15 protein-coding genes are annotated in these 15,408 nt (G+C 67.5%); 10 read left to right on the top strand and 5 right to left on the bottom strand.

The window, feature by feature from the left end; genetic code table 11:
- Positions 1 to 75 precede the first annotated feature (75 nt).
- Positions 76 to 1,167: a tryptophan--tRNA ligase gene (trpS, locus tag ACFWM2_RS23820; RefSeq protein WP_383283734.1), complete on the bottom strand. Its 1,092-nt coding sequence runs from the start codon at positions 1,165 to 1,167 to the stop codon at positions 76 to 78.
- 341 nt (positions 1,168 to 1,508) lie between these two features.
- Between trpS and ACFWM2_RS23815 the strand changes: the two genes are divergently transcribed.
- The 7 genes from ACFWM2_RS23815 to ACFWM2_RS23785 all read left to right on the top strand — a co-directional run bounded on the left by ACFWM2_RS23815 (position 1,509) and on the right by ACFWM2_RS23785 (position 8,524).
- A complete protein-coding gene (locus ACFWM2_RS23815; RefSeq protein ID WP_383283319.1) occupies positions 1,509 to 2,150 on the top strand; it encodes a hypothetical protein in 642 nt (213 codons plus the stop codon).
- A 44-nt stretch (positions 2,151 to 2,194) separates the two neighbouring features.
- A complete protein-coding gene (locus ACFWM2_RS23810) occupies positions 2,195 to 2,539 on the top strand; it encodes a ubiquitin-like small modifier protein 1 (RefSeq protein WP_383283316.1) in 345 nt (114 codons plus the stop codon).
- Positions 2,539 to 3,753 carry a cytochrome P450 gene (locus ACFWM2_RS23805; RefSeq protein ID WP_383283313.1) on the top strand — a complete coding sequence of 405 codons (1,215 nt, stop codon included), beginning with the start codon at positions 2,539 to 2,541 and terminating at the stop codon, positions 3,751 to 3,753. Before ACFWM2_RS23810 ends, ACFWM2_RS23805 begins: the two co-directional genes overlap by 1 nt.
- Positions 3,750 to 4,706 (top strand): 2-dehydropantoate 2-reductase, encoded by a 957-nt coding sequence (locus tag ACFWM2_RS23800; RefSeq protein WP_383283311.1) that lies wholly within the window; start codon positions 3,750 to 3,752, stop codon positions 4,704 to 4,706. Before ACFWM2_RS23805 ends, ACFWM2_RS23800 begins: the two co-directional genes overlap by 4 nt.
- Positions 4,707 to 4,746: 40 nt before the next feature.
- Complete coding sequence (locus ACFWM2_RS23795) at positions 4,747 to 5,835, top strand: histidinol-phosphate transaminase (RefSeq protein WP_383283308.1); 1,089 nt, start codon at positions 4,747 to 4,749, stop codon at positions 5,833 to 5,835.
- 104 nt (positions 5,836 to 5,939) lie between these two features.
- Positions 5,940 to 7,790 (top strand): RiPP maturation radical SAM C-methyltransferase, encoded by a 1,851-nt coding sequence (locus tag ACFWM2_RS23790; protein ID WP_383283731.1) that lies wholly within the window; start codon positions 5,940 to 5,942, stop codon positions 7,788 to 7,790.
- 2 nt (positions 7,791 to 7,792) lie between these two features.
- A complete protein-coding gene (locus ACFWM2_RS23785; RefSeq protein WP_383283729.1) occupies positions 7,793 to 8,524 on the top strand; it encodes a DUF5825 family protein in 732 nt (243 codons plus the stop codon).
- 776 nt (positions 8,525 to 9,300) lie between these two features.
- Here the strand turns inward: ACFWM2_RS23785 and ACFWM2_RS23780 are convergent.
- The 3 genes from ACFWM2_RS23780 to ACFWM2_RS23770 all read right to left on the bottom strand — a co-directional run bounded on the left by ACFWM2_RS23780 (position 9,301) and on the right by ACFWM2_RS23770 (position 12,070).
- Positions 9,301 to 9,501: a hypothetical protein gene (locus tag ACFWM2_RS23780; protein ID WP_383283305.1), complete on the bottom strand. Its 201-nt coding sequence runs from the start codon at positions 9,499 to 9,501 to the stop codon at positions 9,301 to 9,303.
- 387 nt (positions 9,502 to 9,888) lie between these two features.
- Positions 9,889 to 11,007, bottom strand: a complete 1,119-nt coding sequence (locus tag ACFWM2_RS23775; protein WP_383283302.1) for a fatty acid desaturase family protein — start codon at positions 11,005 to 11,007, stop codon at positions 9,889 to 9,891.
- A gap of 7 nt (positions 11,008 to 11,014) precedes the next feature.
- On the bottom strand, positions 11,015 to 12,070 hold the full coding sequence (locus ACFWM2_RS23770; RefSeq protein ID WP_383283300.1) for a ferredoxin reductase: 1,056 nt from the start codon (positions 12,068 to 12,070) through the stop codon (positions 11,015 to 11,017).
- An 86-nt stretch (positions 12,071 to 12,156) separates the two neighbouring features.
- On the opposite strand from ACFWM2_RS23770, the gene ACFWM2_RS23765 reads away from it, so the two are divergent.
- Positions 12,157 to 13,296, top strand: coding sequence for a helix-turn-helix domain-containing protein (locus ACFWM2_RS23765; RefSeq protein ID WP_383283297.1), 1,140 nt, complete (start codon positions 12,157 to 12,159; stop codon positions 13,294 to 13,296).
- Positions 13,297 to 13,706: 410 nt separating this feature from the next.
- A complete protein-coding gene (locus ACFWM2_RS23760; protein ID WP_383283294.1) occupies positions 13,707 to 14,045 on the top strand; it encodes a thioredoxin family protein in 339 nt (112 codons plus the stop codon).
- Positions 14,046 to 14,190: 145 nt separating this feature from the next.
- Here the strand turns inward: ACFWM2_RS23760 and ACFWM2_RS23755 are convergent, their stop codons facing one another.
- Entirely contained in the window at positions 14,191 to 14,748 is a 558-nt protein-coding gene (locus ACFWM2_RS23755) for a DUF3291 domain-containing protein (RefSeq protein ID WP_383283291.1), read from the bottom strand.
- Positions 14,749 to 15,102: 354 nt separating this feature from the next.
- On the opposite strand from ACFWM2_RS23755, the gene ACFWM2_RS23750 reads away from it, so the two are divergent.
- Entirely contained in the window at positions 15,103 to 15,348 is a 246-nt protein-coding gene (locus ACFWM2_RS23750) for a hypothetical protein (RefSeq protein WP_383283288.1), read from the top strand.
- Positions 15,349 to 15,408 lie beyond the last annotated feature (60 nt).

Below are 15,408 nucleotides of genomic sequence, written 5' to 3'. Positions count from 1 at the left end.
GTGGGCGGCAGGAACCACCTGGTGAGACACCGCTTCCGCAACGGAAGCGGCAGCGGTGTCTCACCGGCCAGTACCTCAGTAGACGCTGTTCATGGCAGCACGTACCTCGGCGAGCGTGGCGTCGGCGACCGCCCGGGCCCGCTCATTGCCCTCACGAAGCGTCTGGCGGAGGTAACCGCGGTCCTCCGCGTATTCGGCCCGCAGGGCCCTGATCGGGGCCAGGTACTCGTTGACGGACTCGGTTACCGTCCTCTTCAGCGCGGCGGCCCCGGCGGAGCCGATTTCGGCGGCCACCGCCTCGGGGGGCCGGTTCTGGCAGAGCGCAGCCAGAAGGAGGAGCGACGACACCTCCGGGCGGTTGGCCGGATCGTAGGTGATGTGGCGCTCGGCGTCGGTCTTGGCCCCCTTGAGCAGACGGGCCGTCTCGTCAGCGTCGGCGGACAGCAGGATGGCATTCCCGCGGCTCTTGCTCATCTTGGTGCCGTCCGTGCCCAGCAGCAGCGGTGCGCTCGACAGCAGGGCGTCGGGCTCGGGGAAGACGGCGGTGCTGTTGCCGTAGCGGTCGTTGAAGCGGCGGGCGATGGTGCGCGTGATCTCCAGGTGCGGGAGCTGGTCCTGGCCGACCGGGACCAGATTGCCCTTGCAGAAGAGGATGTCGGCGGCTTGGTGAACGGGATAGGTGAACATCAGCCCGCTGACAGCCGATTGGCGTGAGTGGGCGATCTCGTCCTTGACCGTGGGGTTGCGGTTCAACTCGGAGACGGAGACGAGGCTGAGGAAGGGCAGCATCAACTGGTTGAGGGCAGGCACGGCACTGTGCGTGAAAATCGTGCTGCGGGCCGGGTCCACGCCGACGGCAAGGTAGTCCAGTACCAGGTTCTCCACGTGCTCGGTCAGGTTGTCCGCCACGTCACGATCGGTCAGGACCTGGTAGTCCGCGATGATCACGAACATCTCCACGCCAAGGTTCTGCAGACGCACGCGGTTGTGCAGCGTGCCGAAGTAGTGCCCCAGGTGCAGGCGACCGGTGGGCCGGTCGCCCGTCAGCACCCGGAACTGTTTGGGGTTCTTGAGGATCTGCTCCTCCAGCAGCGCGTTGCGGGCCTGTACGGCGGACAGGCCGAGCGTGTCGCCAGGGGTGCCGGAGCTGGTGGCGTCGGTTGACATGGTCTGGGATGCGGTGTTCACAGAATCTCCTGGGGGTCGATGCCGCCGTGAGGATGGCCCGATCCCTGGTCCAGGGGACGCGTCGGGCCCGTCCATCCGTCCGAACGGCCCTGTCATGCATCAGAGGCGGCCGCTCCTATGAGGAGCGCCAGCAGCACAGAAATGACGAGAGATGCATGGGCACATCATAACTAGGGGCCGGCCCCGGTCAGTCGCATTGCGCGCCCGATGCATCGTTGGTTGTAGTTTGGCCTGCTCCTCTACCACCGGTTGGCATCATATGGGTCGAGCGAGAAATCGGAGGTGAGTCACAACTGACAAGCATGGAGAATGCTCGGCGCGTGACTGCCCATCTGCCGAGGGTCGCGCGTTTCGAAAGCGAACCCCTCAGGCGCTTCGTCGACAACGCCGTACAGGAGTGCCTGAAGTGCCTGAACAGCCGTGACGCGGACGCGGTTCCCACTTATCTCCCCCGTGCGTCGGGACTACTGTTCGGGCGGTTGGGCGGCTCTGAGATCGCAATCAGTGACCTCGAATTCGTACAGAACGTCCGCGACCAGGACGAGAGTGTGATGGCCGAATTCGAGACGGCTATCGCCCCCCAGTTCGGCGAGGTGTACCGGAATCCGGGACGAGGGTTCTGGAGCGACGACAAGGGTGTACTCCAGGCGATTCAGCGACAGTCCGCGAAGGGCCTGGATCTGCTGGGATCCGTGCACTCGCACCCGAACTGGCACGAGATCGGACCGCCGCACGAGCGGTTTCAGGAGCTCAGCGAGAATCCGACGCGGATGGATGAGTATCTCTTCCGTCAGTCGTCCTGGCCGGTCAATCTGATCTGGTACATCCGTGCGATCGGTGGCCTTCTCGAGCATCGCGTGGCGGGTTGGCGGCCCGGTCCTGAGCGGTGCGAAATGCTTGATATTCGCATTCCGCCGGACATTCGCGATGAATTCAGCATCGCAGGCCAGTTCAAAGAATGACGAGCCGTCCAAGGGAAAATAGCGAACCCAAGGAGTGATGGCACATGCCTGAGATCGTCTCGCAAACCGTCGGTAAGCACCCTGCGCCTGTCGTATCCATCAAGCTTCCCGCGGCATTTCACGTGCTGACTGGCGGTCGGCGGCAGTTGCCCGTCGAGGGCGAAACCGTCCGAGAGGTGCTTGCCGCCCTCGAGCGAGCATGCCCCGGTGTGCAAGATCGGCTCATGGACCAGGATGGATCGGTGAAACGATACGTCAACGTCTATCGCAATGACAGCGACATTCGATGTCTCGACGACCTCGAAACGAAAGTGGCAGACGACGACATCATCTGGATCGTGCCGGCGGTTGCGGGCGGCAGCGGAGCGGCACGAGTCAGGGAGGCGTGATGTCTGACGTTCTTCCCTCGGAATTCTTCACTCATCCTGGACCGAACCCGCACGCCGTCACCGCAGATCTCAGGGCCAAGTGTCCGGTCCATCGCATCGACGTTCCCCCCGGTGCCGAGGCGTACGCGGTGCTCGGGAACAAGGTCGTCGAGGAGGCGCTCGGTGACTCGCGCCTGTCCAAGCAAGTCGAGAACCTGCCCGCCCCGTACCGGGACAAGGCGGTGGCCAACAGCCTCCTCGTGGTCGGAAATCTGGGGTTCGCTGACCCGCCCAAGCACACCCGCCTCAAGAAGCCGATCAGCTCGGCCTTCCTGCCCAGCGCGGTCGCCCGGCTCCGCCCCCGCATCCAGGACATCGTCGACGAACTCATCGACGCCTTCCCGCAGTCCGGTGACATCGACCTGCTGACCGCGTTCGCCCTGCCGCTTCCGCTCACTGTCATCTGCGAGTACCTCGGGATACCCGTCGAGGACAGGCCGCTGTTCCTGCACTGGAGTTACATCCTCAGCCAGGATCCGCTGCAGCACGCCGAGGCGGAACTCAAGGCAGCGAGTCAGGAGTTCACCGAGTATTTCACCCGGCTGGTGGCCGAGCGGCGCGGCGATCCACGGAACGACCTGCTGAGCGAACTCATCAGGGCCCGGGACGCCGGCATGTACAGCGAGAAGGATCTGCTCTCCTCGCTCCTTCTGCTCATCATCGCCGGCCACAAGACGGTGGCCAACATGGTCGCGAACGGAACACTGCTGCTGCTCCGGCACCCCGAGCAACTAGGCATGCTCCGCACAAACCCCGAGCTGATTCCCGCGGCGATCGAGGAAATCCTGCGCTACGAGGGATCGGCCGCCTGGGCCTCGCTGCGGGTCGCGGCGGAGGACATGCAACTCGGGGGAGCGGAGATACCCAAGGGAAGCTTCGTCCACCTGTCCCTGTCCGGCGCCGGCCACGACCCCGAGGTGTACGACGACCCGGAACGCTTCGACATCACCCGCTCCCCGAACCGCCATCTCTCCTTCGGGCACGGTACGCACTTCTGCATCGGCGCTCCCCTCGCCCGGCTCCAGGGCGAGATCGCCTTCTCCTCACTGCTGCGCCGACTACCGGGGTTCGAACTCGCGGTGCCCGAGGAGGAGGTCACCTGGCTCGCCGACAGCTCACTCAGCCGGGGTCTGGAGTCCCTCCCCATCCGAGTGCGAGAGCGGTTGACCCGATGACGGCGACGCGAGAACCGGGCGGGCCCAGCATTGCTGTGCTGGGCGTCGGCGGAGTGGGCGGGTACCTCGGCGGGCGGCTCGCCGCCGCCGGGTGCGATGTGCAGTTCCTGGCCCGCGGCGAGGCCCTCGCCGCGCTCAGGCGGAGCGGGCTGCGCGTCACTGGCGGCGAGCACGACTGGTCGGTGCCCCAGGTGCGGACGTCGGGCGACCCGAAGGACATCGGCGAGGTCGATTTCGTACTGCTCTGTGTCAAGACGCCGCAGCTGCCGGCGGCCGTCGACGCACTGTTCCCGATGCTCGGCGAGGACACCGCCGTGGTCACGTTGCAGAACGGAGTGGAGGCCCCCGCGCAGGTTGCCGCCGCCATCGGCCGCGACCGGGTGCTTCCCGGTACCGTCAGGATCGTGGCCACGACGGCCGGTCCCGGCGAGATCAGGCACATGGGTCCCCCCGGTGCCCTGGGCTTCGCGGAGTGGGACGGCAGCGCGTCCCCCCGCGTGAAGCGGCTGCGCGAGGCGCTGCGCAACGCCTCGGTGGCGGCCCCCGAGCCGAGCGACATCTGGGCCGACCTGTGGGCGAAGTTCCTGCTGGTGGTGCCGATCGGCAGTCTTGGTGCCGCCTGCGGGGCTACCGTCGGCGAGCTCCGGTCGCGCGCCGGCACCCGGAAGATACTCATCGCCGGCATGCGGGAGATGTACGAGACCGGCGTGGCGCTGGGCATCGCACTCCCGGATGACGCCGTGGACGCGGCAACCGCCCGCATGGACCTGCAGCCGCCCGACGTCACCTCTTCGCTGCAACGGGACATCCTCGAAGGCCGGCCGTCGGAACTCGAGGCCTGGACCGGCGCCGCGGTCCGCCTCGCCGGCCGGGCGGGCCTGGCCGCCCCGGTCCACGACATGCTCTACGAGTTGCTCGCGCTGAGCGTGTCGCGGGCGGCGAGGACTGCGTGAAGCCGGCCGACCGATGCCTCCGTGAGAGGAGCGTTCAGCGGTGAACGTGAGATTCGTGGAACGCGGCACGCTACGGAACATAACGGCCTACCGGGGCACCGAACCGTCCAGCGCCGGAACGAACGCGGCCGTCGCCTTCGATCTGTCCAGCAACGAACTGACTCTGCCCCCGCTGCCCACTGTGCTGCCCGTCATCGAGGAGGGCTTCGCACGGCTCGCCCGCTACCCCGACCCGACCGCACGGACTCTGACGGGGGAGATCGCCGGCCACGTGTGCGTCCACGCGGACAAGGTGGCTGTCGGCCCCGGGAGCGCGGGCGTGCTCCAACAGATCCTCCTCGCCCTGTGCGGCGAAGGTGACGAAGTCCTCTACGCATGGCCTGGATTCGATGCCTATCCGCTGCTGGTTGCCATGTGCGGTGCCGTCGGCGTCCACCTGCCGCTGACCGCGTCCGGCGGTCACGACCTCGACGCGTTCCGCGAACGCGTGAGCCCGCGAACCAGGGTGGTGATCCTGTGCTCCCCGCACAACCCCACTGGAACCGTCATCGACCACGAGCAACTGCACGGTTTCCTGGATGCACTGCCGGACCACGTGGTCGCAGTCCTCGACGAGGCATACGTGGAGTTCGACCGGGGCGGCGACCCGCCAGGTCTGCCGGAGGTGCTGCGCGACCACGGCAACACGGTGGTGCTGCGAACCTTCTCCAAGGCGTACGGGCTGGCCGGCCTGCGGGTGGGCTACGCAGTCGGGCCGCGCCAGGTCATGGCCGCCGTCCGAAAGACAGCACTGCCGTTCGGCGTGACGCATATGGCCGAACAAGCAGCCATCCGGTCCCTGCGCAGCGCGGCCGAACTGTACGGGCGGCTGGCCGCAGTGGCCGCGGCACGAGAGGAACTCACGGCAGGCCTTGAGGAACTGGGGCTGCCCGTCCTGCCCTCCCGGGGCAACTTCGTCTGGCTCCCGCTCGCCTCGGCCGCCGAGCACTTCGCGCGGGCTGCGGCCACGGCGGGGGTCAAGGTCCGCGCCTGTCCGGCACACGGAGTGCGGATCTCAGTGGGCGAGGCCGAGGCACACGAGGCGCTGCTCACGGCGCTCGGCCGGACGGACCGCACGCAGTGGTCGTGATATGCGCGGCCCGCACATACCCGTCCGCCGCTCGGCCACATCCCGTTCCCGTCGTCCGACACCGAATCCTGGGTAGGCAACCTGTGAAACTCCTCTTGATCGCCATGCCGTGGCAAGGGCTCGATACCCCATCCAGCGCACTGGGCGTTCTGGGGCAGTGCGTCCGCAAGAATGCCGGCGACTGGGATGTCGACGAGTTGTACATCAACCTCCGATGGGCCGAACACCTGATGCGGGAGAGCAACGGCTCCATCACAACGGCGGACTACGGCAATGTCGCGGATCAGGTCTTCCACGGTGTGGGCGACTGGGTGTTCACGCCGGCGCTGTATGACGTCGACAGCTACCAGGCCGACGAGTACTCCGAGTTCCTCGAGCAGCGGGGCATAGACCCGACGCTTCCCGTCGCGATGCAGAAACACGCCCGGGGGTTCATCCGGTCTCTGGCGGCCGAGATCGCCGCCGATCCACCCGACGTGGTCGGGTTCACGAGCACCTTCATGCAGAACGTGCCGTCCCTCGCGATGGCCCGGGAGCTGAAGAAACTCGTGCCGGGCATCCTCACCGTACTCGGTGGCAGCAACTGCGACGGAGTCCAAGGTCCCGCCCTGCACCGGCATTTCGAGCAACTCGATTTCGTGGTGAGCGGCGAAGGCGAGCGGGCACTGCCCGCGTTGCTGAACTGCATCGACCATAGTGAGCCCCTTGCCGGCGTTCCGGGGCTCAGCTGGAGAGGGAGTGACGGGCAGACGGTTGTGAATCCGCCGGCCAAGACGGCACTGCCGTTCGCCATGGTGCCCGCACCCGACTACGACAGCTACTTCCAGGCACTCGAAACGTCACCCGTCCGTCACCACGTCCAGCCGATGCTGGTGCTGGAAACCTCCCGCGGCTGCTGGTGGGGGGAAGCCCATCAGTGCACGTTCTGCGGCCTGAACGGATCGAACATCGATTTCCGGAGCAAGGCCCCTGAGCGCATCGCCCAGGAAGTCAGGGATCTCGCCCAGCGTTACCAGGTCCTCGACCTCGTCATGGTGGACAACATTCTCGACATGAAGTATCTCGGCACGGCCATGCCTGAGTTGGCTGCCCTCGACTGCGATCTGAGAATCCACTACGAGATCAAGTCCAACATGAACCGGGAACAGTTGAGCAGACTGAAAGAGGCGAACGTCCTGTTCGTGCAGCCCGGTATCGAGAGTCTGAGCAGCCACGTGCTACGCCTCATGGACAAGGGCGTCAGCGCCGCGCACAACGTGCGGATGCTGCGTGACGGGCAGGATCTCGGTCTCAACGTGACGTGGAGCATCCTCTACGGTTTCCCCGGCGAGACCGAGAACGAATACCGCAGGCTGCTCAGGAAGATGGCCACACTCGAGCATCTGGAGCCGCCGAGCGGGGCCTGGCGCATAGCGCTCGAGCGGTTCAGCCCCTACTTCGAAGATCCCGCTCAAGGGTTCATGTTCCGCCGCCCGTCGGAGATATACGACTTCATCTACCAGGTCCCACGGGATCAGCTGTACGACATGGTCTTCTTCTTCGACACCAGCGTCCAGGGAATCTCGGGTCCCATCGAGGACGAGATGAAGCAGGCGTGCGAGGACTGGGCCAAGGCATACCCGCAGAGCACCCTCTCCTATCGCGTCGATGACCAAGGCCGGGTGGTCATCGAAGACCGCCGCGCCAGCTGGCCGGAGGAAGTTATCGAGCTGGACGACCTCCACAGCAACGTGTATCTCGGCATGTTCCAGGCGGCCGGCCGCGAGGGCATACGCCGACGGCTCGCCGAGGGCGGACACACCGTCGGGGACGAGGACGTCGAGAAGATGCTCCGCTACTTCGTCGACCGGGGCCTGGCCTTCGAGGACGAGGGGCGCTTCGTGAGCGTCGCACTCGGGGTCGACCCGTACCGACGCAAGCTGATCAACGGCAAGGAGGTCGCGGCGTCGTGGTGAGCATGCTGATGGACATCGGTGAACTCAGGGCACGGGCGGCGGGTTCCGGCGAGGGCGGCGCCTCGCCCGGTTGCCGGCCGGCGACTGCGACACTCGCCCTCGGCCCTGGTGAGGCCGAACTCCCGGCGGCCGCCGAGCTGGCGGCGCTGCTGGCCCGGGTGCCCGTCGCCGAGGTGCGGCTGGCGGATCCGGCGGACTTCTCGGCCCTCGCCGGTCACGCGATTGTGCGGCTCATCGCGCTGATTCGCGAGTGCTCCTCGATCGGGGCCCGGATCACCTGGTCACTGGCCCTGGGCCCGGAACAGCTCGACCTGATCCCGCGCCTCGACCACCTGCCCGCCCCCGACCGGATCACCGTACGGGAGAAGGGGCCTCTTCCCGTCGGCCGGTGGCGGTCCGCCCGGCAGTTCGGCCTCCTCTACTTCCGCAAGGGTCCGGCGTTCCTGTCTGTCGTCGATCAGCGCCCCGAATCCGAGAGCCGGATCGTCCTGGACGACCCCGTCCTGATGGATGTTTTCCGCCGAGGACTGGAGGGATGCGCATGGGCCGGGCTGACCCGGGACCCGCTGCGCGCCGCCGCCGCGTACGACCTGGTGGACAGGGGCCTGCTCCTGCGCGTCGGGAGGCACTGCGTGACCCTTCCGGTGCACATGCACTCATGGCCCCTGGGCACGACCCTCCTCGGCGGAACCCTGGCTTCCGCCGGGAAGAAGCCGGAGGGCGCCGAGGAGTAGCCGAGGGGCGGGGTTTGCCCCCGACGTGTGGACATCTCCGGAAGGTCGGATCGGACTCGGTGTTGACCCGAGCTCCTTGGCGACCTAGTTGACCGGGGTCCAGCGGGATCGATACCGATGGACATGTCCGCTTCTCGGGTCAAGCTGCAGGTGAGACGCGTCACCGCTTCTTCGGCATCGCCTGGGAAGACCCACGCGAGGGTGCCCTCGGCGACCGCACGGCGGGCAAGCAGCACCCGCCCGGCGTCCACGATCTCAGCTAGGGCCACGACTTGGTCGGGCTGATCATCCATGCCTGTGATCCTTGCGACGGCCCAGCGCTTCCGGCAACCCCAGCCTGTTGCTATGACGCCACTGGCTAACGGCTACAGGGTGTTACCTGCCCGATGAACATTCAGTCGCGGTCGTCGGTGGCCAATTGCTCAACGTCTATGCGTACGTGGGTCGGCCCCGACCCACGCGGGGTCGACCGGGGGCCACCCGTCCCTCGCGCGCAGAGCTTGCCGGGGTGCAGTGCGAGGCTTCCCACTACCGGCGCGATCGGCACGCGCCGGTGCCGGCGGCTGGATACGTCGGTGTCGGCAGACGCTTGCACGGATCCGGGTGCACCCCGACGGTCGCGCCAGGGCCGTTCGGCGCCGTGATCTCGTAAGTCTTGGGCCGCCCGTCGTTTGCCACGCCGACACGGTACGCCGACCCGGTAGCGAGAGAGCGGGGGCAGCTGGTTCGGACATGACGAAGCGGCCCCGCCCTCCCGGAGGAGAGCGGGGCCGCGACTATCTGGCGAAGAAGGCGACGGCGCCGGATGCTGCACCTGCGACGCCGGCATGAGGGGGCAGGGCGGCCGCCAGGTGCCGGTGCATTCCGCGCACGGTGTCGACGACCGCATCATCCTCGCCGACCGCCCGCTCGGCGCTGCCCCGCTCCTCGTACCGCTGAGCGGCCGCCCGGCGGCTCGACTTGAGGAGCAGGCACATTCTCCAGCCCCCAAGTCCGCTGGTTCCCGGCCGACTTGGACCAGCCTCCTGGACTACTGCCGCGAGTGCGTCCTGTCCGACGACACCGAGACGCCCTTGCTGTCCGTGGGGGATCACGACACGTCGTACGTGTGCCGCCTCTCGGGCTCGGAGCGTTTTCTCTCCGGCGACGTCGATGACGACGGCTGCGTGGCCCTGCCCGCGGAAGCAACCCCGCTCATCGAGTCGGCGACCGAGCAGGACGCCGAACTCTGGGCCGGCTATCCGGCGGTGGTGGTCAACGGGCCGCGAGGCGGACGTGCCTGGCGGTATCCGAAGTCCGCAACGGATCTCACCGAACCCGGCGGTGTCGCCGGTACGGCCGAAAGATCTGAACCAGTACCGGGATCAGGCCGCGACGAGCTCCTGCTCGGGGTCCGGTGTGTTGAGCTTGGGCTTCTTGTTCGGCAGCGAGAGCCGGAAGACCTTGTGCCACGCGGAGAACACCTGCTTGGGCAGCGGGCCGGTGACGTACTCCAGCTCGTACTTCTCGAACAGTGCGCGCACCTTCACCGCGACCTCGGCGTACCGGTTGCTCGGCAGGTCCGGGAACAGGTGGTGCTCGATCTGGTGCGACAGGTTGCCGGTCATGAAGTGCATGGCCCTGCTGCCGCTGATGTTCGCCGAGCCCATCATCTGGCGCAGGTACCACTGGCCGTGCGTCTCGCCCTTGATCGACCGGCGCTCGAAGACCTGCACGCCCTCGGGGAAGTGCCCGCACATGATCACCGAGTGGGTCCAGATGTTGCGGACCAGGTTCGCGGTGAACGTGGCGGCGAGTGTGGTGAGGAACGACGGGCCCGACAGCAGCGGGTGGATCACGTAGTCCTTGAGGACCTGCTTGCGGATCTTGCGGCCCACGGCCTTGGCCCGCGCGCGGAACTCCGGGTTCTTGCGGCGGCGCTTGTGCAGGTTCTTGCCGAGCTCCAGGTCGTACGCTGCGATGCCGTACTCGAAGAAGCAGGCGTTGATGAAGTTCCACAGCGGCTGGCCGAGGTGGAACGGGTGCCACCTCTGGTCCTCGTCGACGCGCATGATGCCGTAGCCGAGGTCGTTGTCCTTGCCGATCACGTTGGTGTACGTGTGGTGCAGCTCGTTGTGCGAGTGCTTCCACTGCTCGGACGGCGAGACGTGATCCCACTCCCAGGTGGTGGAGTGGATCTTCGGGTCTCGCATCCAGTCCCACTGGCCGTGCAGGATGTTGTGGCCGATCTCCATGTTGTCCATGATCTTCGCCACGGACAGACCGGCGGTGCCGAGCAGCCACGCGGGCGGGAAGATCGAGAACAGCAGCACGCCCCTGCTGACCAGCTCGAGCTTGCGCTGCGCCGAGATGACCTTGCGGATGTAGGCGGCGTCTTTCTCGCCGCGGTCGGCGATCACCTCGTCGCGGATCGCGTCCAGCTCGCGGCCCAGCTCCTCGATCTGCTCCGCGGTCAGGTGGGCGGTGGGGTCGGTGGCGGTCAAGGTGCTCCTACCGTTCGATGTCGCAGGGGCCCGCCGCGGCGGACACGCAGGTCTGGATGAGGACGCCCGGCTCGGCCTCGGTGATCTCGCCGGTGCGCAGGTCACGGACGGCGCCCGCCTTGAGCGGCGTGACGCAGCCGAAGCAGATGCCCATGCGGCACCCGGAGGGCATGAGTACGCCGGCCTCCTCACCGATGTCCAGCAACGGCGTGGCGCCGTCCGCGTCGACGGTCTTGCCGGTGGCGCTGAACGTGACCTCGCCACCGTCGCCGGCGACGACGATGCTGGGGCGGAAGCGTTCGGTGTGCAGGCGCTCTTGCACGCCGTGCTCGGTCCAGTGCTCTTCGGCGGCGTCGAGCAGGCCCGCGGGCCCGCAGGCCCAGGTCTCGCGCTCGGCCCAGTCGGGCACGAGTTCGTCGAGACGGGCGATGTCGAGCTTGCCAGCTGTGTCGGTGTGCACCTCGGTGAGCCGCAGCTTCCTGTCCGCGACCAGGTCGTGCAGTTCGTTGCGGAAGATCACGTCTTGTGGCTGTGGCGCGCAGTGGACCATGACGACGTCGTCGAACTCGATGTCGCGCAGCATGCCCATCACGGGCGTGATGCCGCTGCCGGCCGTCAGGTAGAGCACCTTGGCGGGCTTGGTCTGCGGCAGCACGAAGTCACCGGTCGGCTGGTCGAGCTGGATCAGCGTGCCCGGTTCGGCCCTGCGGACCAGGTGGTTGCTGACCTTGCCGTCCGGGATCGCCTTCACGGTGATCGTGACGCGGCCGTCCTGGCGGTTTGTCGGCGAGGTGATGGAGTAGGCACGCCACAGGCGCACCCCGTCGACGTCGACCCCGATCCGCACGTACTGACCGGCTGTGTGGCCGCGCCAGCCCCGTCCCGGTCTGATCACGATGGTCGCGGCGTCACCCGTCTCGGGGTGCACGGCCTCGATGCGCCCACGCAGGTCAGCGCCCGCACGCAGCGGGCTGACAAGGTCGAGGTAGTCCGACGGCAGCAGCGGCGTCGTGACCATCTCCAGCAGTTTCCACGCCCTGCTGCGGAGGGCTGTACTCGTCATGACTCCAGCTTGCTGCGCCTCAAGGCGTAAAGTCCTGACCGTAGGACGTAAATCTGGGCGGCTGAATTGTTCGTAGGGAACAAAACATGAGCCATGCAATCCGGAGGGCCGGCGAACTGGCCCTGGATGAGACGACGGTCACCGCACTTCGGGCCGCACTGAAGACCACCGCCGACGAGGTCGTCCAGGCGATCATCGACGAGGTCCCTCCCTACGCCAACGCCCTTTCGGGCCGCATGGGCGCCAGCATCCGCCGAGCCGTCCGCACTGCCCTGGGGCACTACCTGGACCTCGCGAGCGGGAACGCCACGGGCGGCGACGCCGGTGACGCAGCCTACGAGCTGGGCCGCGGCGAGGTGCGCGACGGCCGTTCGATGGACGCCCTGCTCAGCGCCTACCGCGTCGGCGCCCGCGTGGCCTGGCGATGCCTGGCAGCGGGTGCCGTACCCGCAGGTCTGCCCGCCGCCGAGGTCGCCAAGTTCGCCGAGCTGACCTTCGCCTACATCGACGAGCTCTCCGCCGCGAGCGCCGCGGGCCACGCCGACGAACTGGCCGCCCGGGGCAGGGACCACGAGCGCCACCTGGAACACCTGGCCCGCGACCTCCTCGCCGGCGCGAGCCCGGACGTGCTGCTGGCCTCTGTCCAACGGGCCGGGTGGCAGCCTCCGATTTCGCTGACCGCGGTCCTGCTGCCCGCCGCCCAGGCCCGGCCGGCCTACCGCACGCTCGACCCGAGCACCCTCGTCCTCGACGATCTGCCGGACGCCACCGGTGTGCTGCTCGTCCCCGATGCCGATCGATCACATCTCTTGCGGCAGCTGACCGACCGCACCGCCGTGGTCGGCCCGGCCCGGCCATGGACGCGTGCGTCCGCCTCGTACGCACGAGCCGCACGCGCACGCTCCCTCTCCTCTGATATTCGCGACACCGAGGACCACCTGCCCGAGCTGGTGCTGAGCGCCGACGCGGACGCGTTCGCAGACCTGCGTGCCCGAGCCCTCGCACCGTTGCGGACCTTGCCTGTCGCGACCGCACGGCGGCTGGAGGAGACGTTGCGGGAGTGGCTGCTGCACCAGGGCAGGCGGGACGAGGTGGCGGCGGCGTTGTTCGTCCATCCCCAGACGGTCCGGTACCGGATGTCGCAGCTGCGGGAGTTGTTTCCGGATCTCGCATCGCCGCACCGGGCCCTTGAACTGACGCTGGCGGTCGGTCTTCGGGTCAGCTGACGCGTTCTTCGAGCGTCCACGACCGCGTCCGCGAGCGGTCCAGGAATCGTGCCTCGTTCTCGGTGCCATCAGCTGGCTCATGCGGCCCCGGGGAAGAGCGGTATCGGCCGGCTGGGACCGGGGGTTGACGTGAAGACCGGACAAGGCCTCGGGAAGCCCGTCGGGGCGCTGTCCTGGCATGAGCTGACCCACGGGCGCGCGGCGGGCTGCAGCTGGGTGACCGGCCGGGCGGCCAGGCCGGGTCACCAGGAACGGGGGGCCGGGCCGCTCGCGCCGGGGACCACCGTGGTTCTGCGACCGCCCCGTGCCTCCCTTCCGACGGGTCAACCGGACGACCGACCGGGCCGGCCTGGCACACCGCGCGAGGGATGATGGAGATGGAATGACGAAACGTGAGGTCAGGAGCTTCCATGGCGAATCGGGTTCACCGACCCCGTGAGGACGCGGAGTTCAATTTCATCCTCGGGATGAGCGGAGTTCCGGTCCTCGCATACTTCACCGGGACATGGCCCAAGGCAATCGAGCCCTGCCGGGTGATGGATCTCGTCGTGGGTGGCATCGCCGACGACTACACGGGCCGCCTGACGGCCGTCCGCGCCGACATCACGCGTTGTCCGGCCGCAACCGAGCGATACGGGATCACCGGAGCCCCCTCCTGCGTCCTGCTGAAGGAGGGAGAGGCGGTGGCGCACGGCACGGGGCCTATGACCGTCACCGAGGTACGGAAGTTCCTGGACGGCCACCTCTGAGCGGCCGCTGCGGCACGTGGCCGCGACGCCCGTCACGTCTCGTCTATGGGAGCAGCTGCGCCGCCTGAGACACCTTGGGGCTGAGACACCCCCCCCACAGGTCACATAACCCGTCGAGCGCGGTGTCGTGGGGCAAAGTTCCTGGTCAGTGAACCTGGTCGCTCTTCGGCCCGATGCCTTTGAGCCTGGTCGGAGTTCCGTCCGGGGTGAACGAGTGGTGGAAGGTGAAGGCGTGCGGCGCGGAGCCGTGGTCGCGGAGGTGTTCCAGCCTGGAAACCCCGTCCTGCCAGGTGGGTATCACGCCGTCGGAGACCCACCAGAACACGTAATTCGGGTTGCCTGTCCTCTCGAACCAGTCGTAACGCCTGTTCAGCGCCTCACGGTGGAGACCGGTGTAGATGGCGTCGAAGGCCGGGCGCAGGTCGGTCCAGAGTGAGAGGGTCGCGGCCAGGGCGGTGGTTTCCACCGTACGACCCTTGTCGTACCAGGTCGGTACGGCGAACTCTCCCCATGCACCCCAGTCCGCCTCGAAGAGCGCGCCCTGGTCACCTTCTGCCGCTTCGGCATGCGCGAGGTATCCCGGGTGCTGACTGATCTTCCGGTAGACGGCCGCACCGATGTCGTAGAACTCGCGCGTGAGAGGTGCGGGATCGGCGAGAGGTGACTTCAGGACGCCGAATGTGTACAGAGCAAGATGGGGCATGTGTCTCTCCCTGGTTGGGGGTGCCTGGTGTGGATCCGGCTCGGTGGCTTACGCATGGGGGCGAGGCTTCGTGGGGCCTGACCAACTCATCCCGCCGCGGGTGGCTCAGCCTGAACGAACTCCTGCGCGACCGTGGGCGATCGCCGAAGACCAGGTGAAGGTAGCTGCCTCTGCGGGCCATGTCGAAGTTGCGTTTTCCTTGTCCAAGTGGCCTCTCGCACCGGTCATTGCGGGGCTGGGGCGGTGACGGGCGGGGCGGGTTACGGGGTACCAGTGATCCACTTCGGCCGATCGGTTCGCCCGCCATGCTCGTCCGTACCCCCGGTCCGACAGCCCCGAGTGCCCGCCGGACGCGTGCGGTTGAAGAAGATGGCCTACGGCCACAAGACCGAGCGCCGGCTGCGGGTGCGTGCACTGGTGGTGCTGATGCACGACGACGTCTGGGATGTTGTCGTCCTCGACAGCTCGCAGCGGGACCAGGATGGCGAGTACCCGGTGTACGCGTGGAACCCCGGGGTTCTGGAAGGCGGGCTCATGGAGAAGCTCGCGGACAATTTCGGAGAGTTCACGCTCAACGAGTGTCAGCAGCAGCTGAGTTGACTCTCTCCCCACAGGAGGCGCCCTCAGCGCCGTGCAGGCCTCTTCGCCCGGCTTGGCCGC

It is taken from the genome of Streptomyces sp. NPDC058371 (assembly GCF_042723265.1).
In the GTDB taxonomy this organism is placed as follows: domain Bacteria; phylum Actinomycetota; class Actinomycetes; order Streptomycetales; family Streptomycetaceae; genus Streptomyces.
Note: the sequence above shows the minus strand (reverse complement) of the source record. Positions and strands in the feature narration are given on the sequence as shown.

Excerpts from the sequence above, each read along its gene's own strand:
- ACFWM2_RS23760 (WP_383283294.1), top strand. The coding sequence starts at position 13,707 with ATGGCGAATCGGGTTCACCGACCCCGTGAGGACGCGGAGTTCAATTTC.
- ACFWM2_RS23805 (WP_383283313.1), top strand. The coding sequence starts at position 2,539 with ATGTCTGACGTTCTTCCCTCGGAATTCTTCACTCATCCTGGACCGAAC.
- ACFWM2_RS23790 (WP_383283731.1), top strand. The coding sequence starts at position 5,940 with ATGCCGTGGCAAGGGCTCGATACCCCATCCAGCGCACTGGGCGTTCTG.
- trpS (WP_383283734.1), bottom strand. The coding sequence starts at position 1,167 with ATGTCAACCGACGCCACCAGCTCCGGCACCCCTGGCGACACGCTCGGC.
- ACFWM2_RS23785 (WP_383283729.1), top strand. The coding sequence starts at position 7,793 with ATGCTGATGGACATCGGTGAACTCAGGGCACGGGCGGCGGGTTCCGGC.
- ACFWM2_RS23810 (WP_383283316.1), top strand. The coding sequence starts at position 2,195 with ATGCCTGAGATCGTCTCGCAAACCGTCGGTAAGCACCCTGCGCCTGTC.
- ACFWM2_RS23800 (WP_383283311.1), top strand. The coding sequence starts at position 3,750 with ATGACGGCGACGCGAGAACCGGGCGGGCCCAGCATTGCTGTGCTGGGC.
- ACFWM2_RS23780 (WP_383283305.1), bottom strand. The coding sequence starts at position 9,501 with ATGTGCCTGCTCCTCAAGTCGAGCCGCCGGGCGGCCGCTCAGCGGTAC.
- ACFWM2_RS23770 (WP_383283300.1), bottom strand. The coding sequence starts at position 12,070 with ATGACGAGTACAGCCCTCCGCAGCAGGGCGTGGAAACTGCTGGAGATG.
- ACFWM2_RS23765 (WP_383283297.1), top strand. The coding sequence starts at position 12,157 with ATGAGCCATGCAATCCGGAGGGCCGGCGAACTGGCCCTGGATGAGACG.
- ACFWM2_RS23755 (WP_383283291.1), bottom strand. The coding sequence starts at position 14,748 with ATGCCCCATCTTGCTCTGTACACATTCGGCGTCCTGAAGTCACCTCTC.